We start from the raw sequence: 14,156 nt of genomic DNA, 5'->3' as shown, positions 1-14,156 counted from the left end.
CCGGTTCTGCTGGAGAGCTGTCTGGCATGGTACTGACCCCACTGTGAAAAACTCACGCGTGAGAAACACTACAGGTAACTCTCACAACGCTCAATAGCTCACGCGTGAGATTTTTTTTGGTGCAACGGATGAACCTGTGGGAGCGAGCCTGCTCGCGATAGCGGTGGTCAGTCATCATCGATGGTGTCTGGAAGGGCCCCTTCGCGAGCAGGCTCGCTCCCACAGGGTTTTGATCAATTTCCGAAATGGCCTACCACAAATGATCTACCCAGCCCGGCCATCATCGTGGCGAGGGCGCTTGCTCCCGCTGGGCTGCGAAGCCGCACCTCCAGGCCCGCGGCCTTACGGATAACTGAAGCTCTTGACCAACGTCAGCTCGCCCACCGCCCTCATCGGCACCACGAACGTCTCCATCTTTTCGTTCGGCGTGCCTTCTTCGGTGATCACCGTCACTTGCGCGGTGGTCAGGGCTTGCACCGCTTCATCCGCCCCGCTTTCCCCACCCTCTTCGCCTTCATCCTCGTCGGCGACCTGGCGATAACCACCGCCGTAGTAATTCACGTAGACCAGGTACTGGCCCTTGATCGGCGCGGGCATCGAGAAGATTTCCGGGCCGTAGCCGGTGGTGACGTCGATGTCGAGGGCCGCGCCATTGGGGGCAACGCGGTCGCCGTACCAGATGTGGGCGCCGTCCGGGGTGACGAGGTGCAGGTCCAGGTCGGTGCCGTCGCTGTCCCAGGTCAACAGCACCCGCAGCTTGGCCGGGCTGGCGCCGCCACTGGTGTGGAGGAACTGCGTGCGATGGCGGTGCTGGCCGTCGGGGCTGCGCACTTCGACGCTGTTGCTGCCATTGGGGAACGAGAACGGCCGGTCGAAGCGACCTTCCTCATCGAGTTTGAGCGGCATGCTCACGCCGTTGACGATGAGCTTGCCCGGCTCGCCGTTACCCTTGGGCGTGGCGCTGATCTGGCCGGTGACGCGTGCGGTGGCAGCCTGCCCCTGGGGCGTATTGACCGACGAGGCCGGGTAATTGACGACCTGGCTGTAATTCTCGCCTTCGCCGCCCGGCGCACCGCTGCGCCAGCCGCCGATCGGGGTGTCGAGCTTGACGGGGTCGGCGGCATTGGCCGATGGCAACGCGGTCAGGGCGCAAAGCAACAGCAGGACCTGTGGATAACGGAGTGTCATGGTCTATTCCAGCAAGAGGTGACGGGCGAGCCCTTCGATATAGTCTTCGTCCTGGCCATTGGGATGAGCTTCAAAGGCCAGGTGCAGGTATTCATGTGTCAGGTCGAGGCGGTCTTGCAGCGACAGCACGCCGCGCACATAGATGCGCTGGCGCTCGCGATCGACGTAGGGCCGGCCGAACGCGACGCGGCAGACGGCGAACGTGCCGATTTCGTTGTAGCCAACTTCACTTTCCAGCCGTGTGCGCCAGCCCCGCCGCTGTTTCAGCAACCAGTCCTGGGCGGCGGGCAGCGCCTCGCAGGACGCCACCGGATTGTCCCAGCGGCTGAGGCTGGCGCGGGGGTAGGCGTGCAGCAGGATGGCGTCGTAGCGCTGGCCGGCGGTGGCCTGCTCGACGGCTTGCAGCCAGGACAACTTGTCCGGGCCGGCTTGGTCCGAGTGGTAGGTGACATCGGTACCGGCCAGCACCAGATCGCTGGTCCAGGCTGCGATCGCCCGGGTTTGCGGCGCCGCCGGCCGTGGCGCGACCCGCTGGCGGTGACTGCTGTCGTCGATGCTCAAGCAATCGCCGTGACGCTGGGCGTTCTGCAACAGGTAGGTGCGGATCGCCACGGCCAATGCCTTGGCGGCTTCGGCGGGCTCGGCCTTGGCTTCGCGTTGCAGGACCCGGGCGACGTATTCCTCCCGATCCAGTCGCGCCACCAGCTTGCCGGACGTCAGGAACAGCTCGCCGTCGCTGTGGATATCCAACTGATTGCCGTTGGCGAACTCGACCCGGTAGTCGCCCCGCAATTGACCCGGCGTGGCCGGGCGGTCGCCGGACAGCACTCGCTGCAACGGATAACGGGCAAACAGCCCCACCTCCACGCAGCGCCCGGTTTCAGCCGGCCAGCGTGACGGCAGCGCCGCCGCCAAGCCCGCGCCATAGACCTTCAGGACCTGTTGGCTGGTGCCGCGGCCGCCGGCCCAGACGGGCGTGCCGTCCACCAGCCAACCGGCAAAACCGCCCTGGCGCGACGCCGGTCCCTGGTCGCCCAGCCAGCTCCAGGTCTTGACCCGCAGGCGACTGCCCAGCTCGCCCACCAATCGCCCGTCCGCCGCATTGAGCACCACGTCCAGCAGCACCCGGCGCGCCTGGTCCTGGGCCGGCAGCGTCGCCAGCGCCTTGAGCAGTTCGGCGACCGGCACCTGGGTTTGCGGTTGCAGGGACGGCAAGTCCAGCAGCCAGGCCGGCGCCTGGCGCGACTGCCAATAGTCACGCCAATGGGCGGCGGAAAGCCCGAGCCGCTGCGGCTCGAAGTACAAGCCGCAGGACTTCACCAGGGCCTGGTCGCGACCGATGCTCTGCCCGGCGCTGCAGCAATAGACTTCTTCCTTCGATTCGCCGCGACAGGCATAGGCCGGCTCGCGGGCATCGGTGTCCACCAGCCAGGCGTAGACAAACAGTTTCCACAGGCTGCCCAACGGTGCCTGCAAGGTGTCGGGCAGCGGTTGGCGATCCAGCACCTGTGCCTGGCTGACCCGCAGCAACTCGCCATCGAAGGCCAGGCGCAACGGCTCGTCCTGCGCTGTCGCCAGCGCAGGAATCAAGCACAACAGGCACCAGGCCAGCCGCCTGCGCATGTCAGTTGACCGTAACCTGACCGAGCGCCGGCTTCTGTTCCCGCGCCTGATTCTGCGGTGCGTAGACCTGGGTGAAGCGCACCGGCGGCAGGTTGAACTGGCCCTTCTGGGAGAAGCGCACCAGATGACGCAGGCGCAGTTCGCCGCTGAGGGCATCCACCGGCACCGCGTAGGCCATCTGGCCCGGTTCGAAGCGCGCTTTCTCCAGGGACGTCGGCTCGCTGTCGGCCTTGCCCTCCAACTGGATGCCCCAGGTGGTGCGCTCCACATCGGCGCCCGGCGGCAGCGGCACTTCGAGCATGCCGTAGCGCAGCGGCGTCGGTGCCTTGCTGTTAATGATCACTTCATCCAGGTACAGGCTGTCGCTGGACAACGGCTTGTTGCCCACCGGTTCGAGCTTGAAGGTGAACGCTTCGTCGCCCGGCACCAGGCGCGACAGGCGCCGGGTGATCGAGACGGCCATCGACGCCACGGGCGCTTGCTGGCTCTGGAAGCTCAGGGCCGCTTGCAGCGGACGCTCCTGAGCGCCGTTGAGGGTTAGCTGGGTCGGAACCTGCGCGCCCTGCCACTGCCAGTAGGTTTCACCGGTGGCGCCTTGGCGGGCTTTCCAACCGTCGCCCGGCGTCAGGGTGACCGCTGGCGCGGCCTGTTCGATGCTGCGTTGCAGCCAGCTCAAGGCCAGGGCCCGTTCCAGGGTCGACTGTTGCGGCAGCACACGCTCCAGCAGCGCCTTGGCGCGAGCCGGGTCGAACGCTTGCTGCGACAGGACCAGTGCTTCGGCAAACGGCGTGGAACTGACCGCCAGTTGCTGTTGCGCGGCTTCTGCCTGGCGACTGAACGCCTCTGGCAACGGCATCTTCAGTTGCTTGGCCAGGGATGCGGCCAATACCCGGGCGCTCGCCAGGCCCAGGGCCGAGTCCGGTGCGTTCATCACCAGGCTGTCTTCATCGCTGTCCATCACACTGTCGGCGCCAGCGCCGCTGGCTTTGGCCAGGTCGTCCATGAGGCCGCTGAGCAGGGTGTTCACCGGCAGTTGCATCTGCTTGGCGAACGACAGGATCAAGGCTCGCTGCAGCAGCGGCGTATCACCGGCCTGCTTGGCGTAGACGTCCAGCACGCGCTGCCAGTGTTCCGGCGGCAGGCTGATGTCCAGGGCCTTGCTGGCGTACCAGTCGGCGTAATAGGCGTAGGCGGTCAGGAACGCATCCGGCTCGCCGTCCAGGCCCCACCAGGTGAAGCTCGCCGACGGGCCGGCCATCTGCACCAGGCGTAGGCGACTGTTCTGCATGATCAGGCGCAAGCGGTCACGGGTCTGGGGACTCGACGCCAGGCTCGGGTAGGCGATGCTCAACGGCAGCAATTGGCTGGCCGTCTGTTCGACGCCGCCATAGGGGTAGCCCAACAGGTCGTCCAGGGCCGAACGGAACAGCGCTTGCGGGCTGTCGTCCAGGCGCAGGCGGATATCGCTGGCGTCGGCCGGCAGGTTCAGCGGGGTATCGCCGCTCGCCACGTCGACACGCTGGCTCTGGGTCACTTGCCAACCGCTGCCCGTGGCATTCAGGCGCACGGCCAGGGCGTCTTGCGTCTCGCCGTTCAATTGCAGCTGGACGCTCAGTTCGCCGTTGCCCAGTTCCATGGCCGGCAGCGCCACGTAGTTGATGCCTTTCTTGAGCTCCGCCGCCAGCCGTTGTTCAGCACCGGCGTAACGGATCAGCAGTTCGGCTTTCAACGGTTTCTCCGCCTGGCTGAAGGCGAACAGCCCCAGTTGCGGCTTGTCGCCCGTACGGAAGCGGGTCGGGCCGCTCCATTTCAGGTACAGCGGTTTTTCCGAGGCGATGAATTGCTTCTTCTGGCCGACCTGGCCGCCGTCGGAGATGGCCCGGGCGGTGATGCGCCAGCGGGTCAGGGAGTCCGGCATCTTGAAGGTGAAGCGCGCCTTGCCGCTGGCATCGGTGACCAACTCAGGCTGCCAGGCGGCGGTGTCGACGTCTTCACGACGCGGCCGTTCCAGCACTTTGACGCCCCGCTCGCTGCGGTTGGCCTTGCCCGGTGCGCCAGGGCTGCCCGGCAACGCCACGTCGTAGCTGATGAACGACAGGCTGGCGCTGGTGCGCACGTTGTTGCGACGCGGGTGGTAGAAGAACTGGTCGATGGTCGGCGCCACTTCCGGTTGCAGGGCGTAGACCATTTCGTCCACCACGCTGACGGTCAGGTGCGCCGGGATCGCCTTGCCGGCGAACTGGGTGCTCAGGTCCACGGTGACCGTGTCGCCAGGCCGGTAGCTGGCCTTGTCGGTGCTCACGGCAACGTCGATCTGTGGCGTGGCCACCTTGAGGCCGGCGTTCTGGAAGCTGTACTGGCCGCCCTTGGTGTAGAGCACCGAGAACGTCATGTTCGGCGCGAAGGCCTCCTTGACCGGGATGCGCGCGCGATATTGGGTCTCGCTGAGCTTTTCCATCTTCAGCCAGTCGCCGCCCTTGGACAGCAGCGCCGTGGCCTCGACCTTGTCCCGCTCCAGGGACAGCAGTGCATCGCTGACCGGTTCAGGGAAGGTGATCAGCGCCAGAGCTTCGTCGCCGGTCTTGTACTCGGCTTTATCGAGGACGATTTCGACGGTGCCCGGCACCGCCTTGATGCCGTCGCCCGTGACCGCATGGGCGGTGGCGCCGATGACCCGGCCGTGGTCGTCCTTGAGCGTCAGGTTGTAGGTGCCGGGCCGGTCGAAGGTCAGGCTGAAGCCTTTGTCCTTGGCCGTCAGCTTGCCGTCGCCAGTGCTCTGGTCTTCCAGGCGCACCCAGGCATAGCTGCCCGGCGTCACGGCCTTGCTTTGCTCGCTGCCACCCACATTGGCGTAGCTGAACGCGACTTTCTCGCCGACGGCGCTGAAGCGCTGGCGAGCGCCCAGGCTGAAGTTGGCGGCGCCACGGTCGATCAGGATTTCCTTGGTGGTCTTGACCCGATAGGCCGCGCCATCGCTGGCGAACACCGTGAGGGTGTAGCGGCTCGGCTTGTCGGCGGCCGGCAGGTCGAGGGTCGCGTTGCCCTTGTCATCGGTGGTGACTTCGCTGCTGGTCAGTTCCACCGGGAATTGCCCCAGGTATTGCAGTTCGTTGTCCACCATCGACAGTTGCTGGGCCCGCAGGCTCAGGCTGACCTTGGCATTGACCACCGGCTTGCCGTCCGGGTAGAGCAACACGAGGTTGCCCTTGACCGGTTCGCCCGTGCGGTAGTCTTGCTTGGCCAGGTTCAGGGCGATCTCGAAATGCGGCTTGATGTATTCGGCTACGCGGAAAGCACTGCTGTAGAGCTGGTCCTTGTAGCTGAAGCGCAGTTCATAGCCGCCGGCGACAGCGTTTTCCGGCAGTTGGAAACGGCCCTGGGTACCGGCCTTGGAATCGAGTTTCAGGGCCAGGGTCTGCAGCGCGGTGCCGGTGGCGTCCAGCACGCTGACGTTGACGTCGGCGGCCGTCGGTTGCACCGAATCACGGGCGTTCTTGAATTCACGGCCAACGATTTTCAGCGACACCCAATCCCCCGGCCGGTACAGCGGCCGGTCGGTGAAGGCATAGAGCTTGGTGTCGTAGATTTCGCTGTCGTAGTAGAAGTTTTCCGAAACGAAGACCCCGCCCTCCTCGTCCTCGCCAATGACGAACGAACGTTCCGGGCTCACGTGCTTGAGGCGCAGCAGGCCATCCTCATCGGTGGCGCCGCTGCTCATCACGCCCAGGCCATCGGTCCACAGCACGTTGACCTTGGGCACCGAGCGCCCTTCATGCTTGCGTGCGGCCCAGACCAGCAACTCGTCGCCGGCGATCTTGCTCACCGCCACGGTGTTGGAGACGAAGACCATGGTGGTTGCCCGGTACTTGCCGATCAGCGCTTCCACCAGGTACAGGCCCGGCTTCAACTGGCCCAGCGGCACGTAGACGTTGCCCGGGGCGACGCTGACGAACTCACTGGACGAGCCGGCCAGGTTGACGCCGGCAGGCGGCTGGATCGGCTTGGCTTGCCACAGCGGGTAACGGAACTGGCTGACCACCGGCAGGCCCGGGATCAAGGCGAACTGCGCCGGGGCGTCGTACGGCGTCGGCGCGACCAGGGCGTCGCCGATCTTCAGCTCCGGCACTTCCTCGGTCACTTGCTGGCGAGACTCGTAGGAGAACGCCCGCTGCATCACCCGACGGGACTTGCGATACCAGTTGTCCCACAGGTACGCGAGGGTGTTCGACAGGCCTTCGCCCTTGAACTGGCCGTCGCTGACCACACGGTGCAGGTTCTTCTGGCGCTTGAGGAAGTCCAGTGGCTTGTCGATGCGATAGACGCGGATGTCGGCGCCGCCATAGGGCTCCATGCGGAACCGGCGATAGTCGCGGCCCGGCGCTTCGAGGCGAACCATGGCCTGTTCATCGCTGGCGAAACTGCTGTCGGCCAGCAGGAAGAAGCTCTCGCCGGCCACGGGCGTGTAGCCGCTGGGCTCCACCGTGTCTTCGGCATTGACGACAGGTGCCAGCAACAAGGCAAACAGCAGGGGTAGTTTCGAACACAAGCGCAGCATGCGGGCACCGGTCATTGGGAGAGAAAGTTGAGTCGATAGACGCCGATGAAGTTGGGGTTGGCTGCGTCGGGTATCCATCGGGTGTCCTTCCAGTTCATGAGTTGTTGCAGGCTTGCGGAGCGCATGCCGTTGTCGGTAGGGGTTGTGGTGCCGGTGTGATAGGCGATGTAGCGGCCCATCCAGATCATCAGGTGCTGGTCATCGCCCTGGTCGAAGAACATCAGGTCGCCGGGGCGGGCCCGGGCGACATCGCGGCCCACCAGGCGACTGTTGAACTGGATCAGCTTGATGGCGTTGACGTAGGGCCCGACCTTGCCGCCGCCCTGCTGCCATTGCTGGGCGAGACGGCGCTGGGCATCGCTCAACGGCAGTTCCGGCGGCAGGTAGCGGTTGGACAGGCCATTGCTGCGCAGCCACTTGTCGTCGTGGACCTTCAGCGCCTCGTTGGCGGCGAAGCGCACCAGCCCGGCACAGTCCTGCTGGTACCAGCGCGGGCTCGGGCCCCGGGTCAACTGCTCCTGGGCGATACGCACGAACCAGGCGCGAAAGACCTTGGACTGTTCCACATCCAGCGCCGGCGCCTCGACGGCAAGCGCCCGGCCAGCCAGCAGCAGCGCCAGCAGCAATGTCCAGGCGCGGGGATTGCGCATCCGTGCTGTCACAGCGCTTTCCATTCCAGCGGCAGCCACTGCCAGTGACCGTCAGGCTCGCTGCCGGCCGGCAACGTCAGGGCGTACTTGCCGTAGCCGCCGAGGGTGCGCAGTTTCGGGATCAGGTAGGTCTGCGCGGCGTTGTAGAACACCGGTTCCATGTCCTGGGGCAGGCTGTCGAGGGTTTCGTGCTGCATCAACTGCGCGATCGAGTCCGGGCCGAAGTAGATCGGCATCAGCAGGTCCTTGGGCACCACGTCGGCCATCGGCGGGAAGCGCTTGTCGAGGGTGCCGAGGGCCTTGTCCACGAGTTTGTCGTCGAGGGAAAACAGCAGGGTCGAACCGTGGCGCGCCAGGCTGACCCGCATGAACGCCTTGCCGGTGATGGACTCCGGCTGCAGCGAATCCTTGGCCAGGTACGGACCGAAGTTGGAACTCACCTGCCGCTGCCATTGGTGCATCGAACCTTCCTGCTTTTCGACCACCGGGAAGGCGTGTTCGGCGACGTTGTTTTCGTAGGCACCGACCATCGAGCCGAACAGGTTGCCCAGGTCGGCGTCGAGCTTGCCGTCGTCTTCGTTCAGGCTCGCCACCAGCAGGGGCGTGTACAGCCGCGAATCGGCGTACCAGCACAGGCCGGCCGCGCCGGTCACGTGGCCGACCATGGCCTGGGCGGTTTTTTCCTCGGCGCCGAGTTTCACCAGCAGCGGTTTCTGCGCTGCCGCCGCCAGGGGCAAGGCCACGCAGGCGCTGGCGCCCATGGGCATGGCCTGCCAGATCGGCTTGAAGTCGAAGTCCGGTTGGTTTTCCTGCTCGTCCAGGGCCAGGAAGCTGTGCCAGCCCTTGTCGTCCATGTCGAAGCGCAGCCCGGCGAAGTTCGGGATGAATCGCTGGTAGCCCATGGCAAGCACGCTGGCGTTGACCGAAATGCGTTGCTTGACCTCCGGCGCCTTGGGCGGCAGGCCGAAGGCTTCGGGGAACAGCTTGTCGCCGTTGAGCAGCGCCGCCAGCGCCGTGGTCGATACGCTGCCATGTTCTTGCGAGGGGCCGTTGGCCGGGTCGTAGAGCTTGGACGGGTTGGATAGCACCACCAGCTTGTCGCCATGGGAAGCGAACACCAGGGATTTGCTGGCGTTGTAGGACAGCTGGTAGAGCGCGACATCGTCGCCACCGACCCGCAGGTCGCTGAGCTTGCTCAATTGCATATCGTCCAGGGCGACCTTGGCCAGCGGTTCGAGCACCTTGGCCAGGCCGCCGCGATCCATCACCAGCAGGAAGTCCTTGAGGCGACCATCGGCACCGCGCCACAACGCGACATCGGTGGGTTGGTCGAACAGCTCCTCGATCAGGCTGTCCTGCAGCTTGAGGTCATGTTCGTAGATGATCCGGCGCAGGCTGCCGATCAGCCCGAGGCGGTCGGCGTGGGCCTCGTAATAGAAGACGAAGTCCTCGGTGAGCGTGGCCTTGAGGAACGGCACCGCCAGCAGGTCCTTGGGCAACTGGCTCAGGGAATGGGCCTCGAGCAAGCCGTCGGGACGATCCAGGCCGAGTTTCTCCAGGGCCAGCGCCGTGGGCGGTGCCTTGGGCTTGTGCATGAACCAGCCCAACCCGGCGGCTACACCGGCCACCAGGCACAGCCCGATCAGCAACGCCGGCCAGCGACGCGCAGGTTTGGCGACAGCTGTCGCAGTGGTCGGGGAAGCAGTGTTGTCGCTCATATTCACAAGGGCCTGTTCATCCGTGGAGCGGAATCAGTAGTTGAAAGTCTTGACCAGCAATAGATCGCCAATGGCGCGCAGGGGCACGACAAAGGTCTCGCGTTTTTCATCGACGGTGTTTTCGTTGAGCACCAGGTTGATCTGCGAGGTAATCACCTCGTTCTGGTTGCTGCCTTCGTCGAAGTTGTAGCCTTCGCTGCCGTAGTTGCCCCAGTAGTTCACGTAGACCAGGTAGGTGCCATGCATCGGCGCGGTCATGGTGAACATTTCCGGGCCGGGGCCATCGACGCCGTCCGGGTCCAGGCCGCCACCATTGCTCAGCGCAGGCTGGCCGAAGAACGCATGTTGGCCGTCCGGTGTGACGATATGCAGGTCCAGCTCGGCCTTGGGGTCGTCCCAGCCCAGCACGACGCGGATCTGCGCCGGCGTGCGCAGGTGGTTGGCTTCGTAGAACTGCACCCGCTTGAGGGACTTGCCCTCGGAGCTGCGCACCTCGACGCTGTTGGAACCGGCGCCGAACGCATACGGCCGGGCGAAACGCCCCTCGTCGTCGGTGTAGAGGTTCAGGGGATTGCCGTTGACCGCCAGGCTGTGGGGCTGGCGCATCGTGCCCATGGCCTTGATCTGGCCTTCGATCATCGTGCGGTTGCGCTGTACGCCCCGGTCGATGGGGGGCGTGGGGTAGGCGACCTGGGGGTTTTCGGTGCGGTCGAGCAGGCCACTGTAGCGCCAGCCGCCCACCGGCTCGGACATCTGCGCCGAAGGCTCCGCCCACGCCAGGGGCGCGACCACCAACGCGATCAACAGTGAAAGGGAACGCATGTATGCCTCCTGCCATGCACAACGCAACCTGGCGCCCTTCCCCGGCGCATTTTTCGTCATTTATCAGGTTTCGTCCGAACGCCCGCCATACGGGGGCTGTAGATGGCGCGAAGGTTAGCGATTCGGCCAATAATTCACAATCGGGGAACGCGCGATTCTGTGTGGGAAATCACGTACTGAGGCGTGCGTGAGCCGAATTGAGGGTTTATTCGGCTCACCCAATGAGCCGAATACGAAAACTGACTTGAATTTGGCGCAATCCCGTGGCGACGGAGCTTGCTCCCTCGCCACGAGAGCGGCAGGTCCTGATTTGCCCCAACCCCCCATGTCTGCTAGTGTCGCGCCGGTTTAACAGTCAACCGGAATAGCCGCCATGGCCCGCAAAAAAGCTGCACTGGATTTCGAACAATCTCTGGCCGACCTGCAAACGCTGGTCGAACGGCTGGAGAACGGCGAACTGTCGCTGGAAGACTCGCTGGCCGCCTTCGAGCAGGGCATCGGCTTGACTCGCGACTGCCAGGCGGCGCTGGCCCAGGCCGAGCAGAAGGTGCAACTGCTGCTCGAGCGCGACGGTGAACTGACCGAAGAGCCTTTCGACGCGGAACAGCCTGAATGATCGCCGCCTATCAGGCCAGCAGCCAGGCCCGGGTCAATGCTGCATTGGACACCTTGTTCAACGCCCCGGGCCCGGAGCTGGCGCGGTTGTACGAGGCCATGCGCTACAGCGTGATGAACGGCGGCAAGCGTGTCCGCCCGCTGCTGGCCTATGCCGCCTGCGAGGCCTTGGGCGGCCAGGCTTCACAGGCCAATGGCGCGGCGTGCGCGGTGGAACTGATCCACGCCTACTCGCTGGTCCACGATGACCTGCCGGCCATGGACGACGACGACCTGCGTCGCGGCCAGCCCACCACCCACAAGCAATTCGACGAAGCCTGCGCAATCCTCGCCGGCGACGGCTTGCAGAGCCTGGCCTTCAGTGCCCTGCTCGACCCCGCCTTGAGCGATTGCCCCGCGCAGATCCGCCTGGACATGGTCAGTGCCCTGGCGCTGGCGGCTGGCCCGGCCGGGATGGTCGGCGGCCAGGCCATCGACCTCGGCTCGGTCGGCCTGAAGCTGGACCAGGGTGCGCTGGAATACATGCACCGGCACAAGACCGGCGCCCTGATCGAGGCCAGCGTCAAGTTGGGCGCCCTCGCCAGCGGCCGGGCCACGCCGGAGCAGTTGCAGGCCTTGCAAGCCTACGCCCGGGCCATTGGCCTGGCGTTCCAGGTGCAGGACGACATCCTCGACGTCGAAAGCGATACCCAGACCCTCGGCAAGCGCCAGGGCGCCGACATCGCCCGCGACAAGCCGACCTACCCGGCCCTGCTCGGCCTCGACGCCGCCAAGGCCTACGCCCTGGAACTGCGCGACCAGGCCCTGGCCGCGCTGCGACCCTTTGACGCGGCGGCCGAGCCGTTGCGTGACCTGGCGCGCTATATCGTCGAACGACGCAGCTGACACGGGGTCAACCCTTCAGACTGCGTATCGGCCAAGTTCCGGCCAACGCGTGGGCAGCTTGCGATGCATAAGGTAAACTGCCGCCTCTTTCTATACCTATAACGATTCGCCTGATGCCCACGACGTTTCAAGAGATTCCCCGCAAACGCCCGACCACGCCCCTGCTGGACCGCGCCAACACGCCGGACGGCCTGCGTCGGTTGGGTGAAGCCGAGCTGGAAACCCTGGCCGATGAATTGCGCCTGGAACTGCTCTACACGGTCGGCCAGACCGGTGGGCACTTCGGAGCCGGCCTGGGCGTCATCGAGCTGACGATCGCCTTGCACTACGTGTTCGACACCCCGGACGACCGGTTGGTGTGGGACGTCGGTCACCAGGCTTACCCGCACAAGATCCTCACCGGTCGCCGCGAGCGCATGGGCACCTTGCGCCAGAAGGACGGCGTGGCGGCCTTCCCGCGCCGCTCCGAGAGCGAATACGACACCTTCGGCGTCGGCCACTCCAGCACCTCCATCAGCGCCGCCCTGGGCATGGCGATTGCCGCCCGCCTGCAGAACAGCGACCGCAAGGCCATTGCCGTGATCGGTGACGGCGCGCTGACGGCCGGCATGGCGTTCGAGGCGCTGAACCATGCGCCGGAAGTCAACGCCAACATGCTGGTGATCCTCAACGACAACGACATGTCGATCTCGCGCAACGTCGGCGGCCTGTCCAACTACCTGGCGAAGATCCTCTCCAGCCGCACCTACGCCAGCATGCGCGAAGGCAGCAAGAAGGTCCTGTCGCGCCTGCCCGGCGCCTGGGAAATCGCCCGTCGCACCGAGGAATACGCCAAGGGCATGCTGGTGCCCGGCACGCTGTTCGAGGAACTGGGCTGGAACTACATCGGCCCCATCGACGGCCACGACCTGCCTACGCTGATCGCCACCCTGCGCAACATGCGTGACCTCAAGGGCCCGCAGTTCCTGCACGTGGTCACCAAGAAGGGCAAGGGCTTCGCCCCGGCGGAAGTCGACCCGATCGGCTACCACGCCATCACCAAGCTCGAACCCCTGGACGCCCCGGCCGCCGCTCCGAAAAAGGCCGGCGGGCCGAAGTACTCCGGCGTGTTCGGACAATGGCTGTGCGACATGGCCGCCGCCGACCCGCGTCTGGTGGGCATTACCCCGGCGATGAAGGAAGGCTCGGACCTGGTGGCCTTCAGCGAACGCTACCCGCAGCGCTATTTCGACGTGGCGATTGCCGAGCAGCACGCCGTGACCCTCGCCGCCGGCATGGCCTGCGAAGGCGCGAAACCGGTGGTGGCGATCTATTCGACCTTCCTGCAACGCGGCTACGACCAGTTGGTGCATGACGTGGCGGTGCAGAACCTCGACGTGCTGTTCGCCATCGACCGCGCCGGCCTGGTGGGCGAAGACGGCCCGACCCACGCCGGCAGCTTCGACCTGTCGTTCCTGCGCTGCATCCCTGGCATGCTGGTGATGACCCCGAGCGATGAGAACGAGCTGCGCAAGATGCTCACCACCGGCCACCTGTTCAACGGCCCGGCGGCGGTGCGCTATCCCCGCGGCACCGGCCCGAACGCGACCATCGAGGCCAACCTCGACCCCATCGAGATCGGCAAGGGCGTGATTCGCCGCCAAGGCAAGCAGACGGCCCTGCTGGTGTTCGGCGTACAACTGGCCGACGCCCTCAAGGTCGCGCAAACCCTGGACGCCACGGTGGTGGACATGCGCTTCGTCAAACCGCTGGATGAAGCCCTGGTGCGCGAGATGGCAGCCCAGCACGAGCTGTTGGTGACCATCGAGGAAAACGCCATCATGGGCGGTGCCGGCGCGGCGGTCAGCGAGTTCCTGGCCCGGGAAAACCTGCTCAAGCCGGTCCTGCACCTGGGCCTGCCGGACATCTACGTCGAGCACGCCAAGCCTGCCCAGATGCTCGCCGAATGCGGCCTGGACGAAGCCGGGATCGAAGCGGCGGTGCGCCAGCGGTTGCAGTTGCTGGGCCGCTGATTTTTCAAGCACCGCGGCCCCCTTGTGGGAGCGGGCTTGCTCGCGAAGGCGCTGTGTCAGTCAATATTAATGTTGGCTGATACACCGC

General features: G+C 65.5%; 9 protein-coding genes. 3 read left to right on the top strand and 6 right to left on the bottom strand.

Annotation, left to right across the window (positions count from 1 at the left end; all coding sequences use genetic code 11):
* Positions 1 to 342 precede the first annotated feature (342 nt).
* The 6 genes from Q6A48_RS18410 to Q6A48_RS18385 are packed head-to-tail and all read right to left on the bottom strand — an operon-like array spanning position 343 to position 10,556.
* Positions 343 to 1,188 (bottom strand): YfaP family protein, encoded by an 846-nt coding sequence (locus tag Q6A48_RS18410; protein WP_304555630.1) that lies wholly within the window; start codon positions 1,186 to 1,188, stop codon positions 343 to 345.
* 3 nt (positions 1,189 to 1,191) lie between these two features.
* A complete protein-coding gene (locus tag Q6A48_RS18405; RefSeq protein ID WP_304555629.1) occupies positions 1,192 to 2,811 on the bottom strand; it encodes a DUF2300 domain-containing protein in 1,620 nt (539 codons plus the stop codon).
* Between the two features lies 1 nt (position 2,812).
* Positions 2,813 to 7,381, bottom strand: coding sequence for an alpha-2-macroglobulin family protein (locus tag Q6A48_RS18400; protein ID WP_304555628.1), 4,569 nt, complete (start codon positions 7,379 to 7,381; stop codon positions 2,813 to 2,815).
* Complete coding sequence (locus Q6A48_RS18395; protein ID WP_304555627.1) at positions 7,378 to 8,016, bottom strand: DUF1175 domain-containing protein; 639 nt, start codon at positions 8,014 to 8,016, stop codon at positions 7,378 to 7,380. The genes Q6A48_RS18400 and Q6A48_RS18395 overlap by 4 nt, the downstream gene beginning before the upstream one ends.
* 8 nt (positions 8,017 to 8,024) lie before the next feature.
* Positions 8,025 to 9,734 (bottom strand): DUF2138 domain-containing protein, encoded by a 1,710-nt coding sequence (locus Q6A48_RS18390; protein ID WP_304555626.1) that lies wholly within the window; start codon positions 9,732 to 9,734, stop codon positions 8,025 to 8,027.
* A 33-nt stretch (positions 9,735 to 9,767) separates the two neighbouring features.
* The gene (locus tag Q6A48_RS18385; protein ID WP_304555625.1) at positions 9,768 to 10,556 is read right to left on the bottom strand and encodes a YfaP family protein; all 789 of its coding nucleotides are present in this window, start codon (positions 10,554 to 10,556) and stop codon (positions 9,768 to 9,770) included.
* A 373-nt stretch (positions 10,557 to 10,929) separates the two neighbouring features.
* Here Q6A48_RS18385 and Q6A48_RS18380 point away from each other — a divergent pair, with 373 nt between their 5' ends.
* The 3 genes from Q6A48_RS18380 to dxs all read left to right on the top strand — a co-directional run bounded on the left by Q6A48_RS18380 (position 10,930) and on the right by dxs (position 14,068).
* Positions 10,930 to 11,172 (top strand): exodeoxyribonuclease VII small subunit, encoded by a 243-nt coding sequence (locus tag Q6A48_RS18380; RefSeq protein WP_304555624.1) that lies wholly within the window; start codon positions 10,930 to 10,932, stop codon positions 11,170 to 11,172.
* The gene (locus Q6A48_RS18375; RefSeq protein WP_304555623.1) at positions 11,169 to 12,056 is read left to right on the top strand and encodes a polyprenyl synthetase family protein; all 888 of its coding nucleotides are present in this window, start codon (positions 11,169 to 11,171) and stop codon (positions 12,054 to 12,056) included. The genes Q6A48_RS18380 and Q6A48_RS18375 overlap by 4 nt, the downstream gene beginning before the upstream one ends.
* Before the next feature lie 113 nt (positions 12,057 to 12,169).
* Positions 12,170 to 14,068 (top strand): 1-deoxy-D-xylulose-5-phosphate synthase, encoded by a 1,899-nt coding sequence (gene dxs / locus Q6A48_RS18370; RefSeq protein WP_304555622.1) that lies wholly within the window; start codon positions 12,170 to 12,172, stop codon positions 14,066 to 14,068.
* The last annotated feature ends 88 nt before the right edge of the window (positions 14,069 to 14,156 follow it).

The sequence above is a fragment of the Pseudomonas citrullilanati genome, assembly GCF_030580855.1.
Classification (GTDB): domain Bacteria; phylum Pseudomonadota; class Gammaproteobacteria; order Pseudomonadales; family Pseudomonadaceae; genus Aquipseudomonas; species Aquipseudomonas citrulli.
Note: the sequence above shows the minus strand (reverse complement) of the source record. Positions and strands in the feature narration are given on the sequence as shown.

Excerpts from the sequence above, each read along its gene's own strand:
- Q6A48_RS18410 (WP_304555630.1), bottom strand. The coding sequence starts at position 1,188 with ATGACACTCCGTTATCCACAGGTCCTGCTGTTGCTTTGCGCCCTGACC.
- Q6A48_RS18405 (WP_304555629.1), bottom strand. The coding sequence starts at position 2,811 with ATGCGCAGGCGGCTGGCCTGGTGCCTGTTGTGCTTGATTCCTGCGCTG.
- Q6A48_RS18400 (WP_304555628.1), bottom strand. The coding sequence starts at position 7,381 with ATGACCGGTGCCCGCATGCTGCGCTTGTGTTCGAAACTACCCCTGCTG.
- Q6A48_RS18395 (WP_304555627.1), bottom strand. The coding sequence starts at position 8,016 with ATGCGCAATCCCCGCGCCTGGACATTGCTGCTGGCGCTGCTGCTGGCT.
- Q6A48_RS18390 (WP_304555626.1), bottom strand. The coding sequence starts at position 9,734 with ATGAGCGACAACACTGCTTCCCCGACCACTGCGACAGCTGTCGCCAAA.
- Q6A48_RS18385 (WP_304555625.1), bottom strand. The coding sequence starts at position 10,556 with ATGCGTTCCCTTTCACTGTTGATCGCGTTGGTGGTCGCGCCCCTGGCG.
- Q6A48_RS18380 (WP_304555624.1), top strand. The coding sequence starts at position 10,930 with ATGGCCCGCAAAAAAGCTGCACTGGATTTCGAACAATCTCTGGCCGAC.
- Q6A48_RS18375 (WP_304555623.1), top strand. The coding sequence starts at position 11,169 with ATGATCGCCGCCTATCAGGCCAGCAGCCAGGCCCGGGTCAATGCTGCA.
- dxs (WP_304555622.1), top strand. The coding sequence starts at position 12,170 with ATGCCCACGACGTTTCAAGAGATTCCCCGCAAACGCCCGACCACGCCC.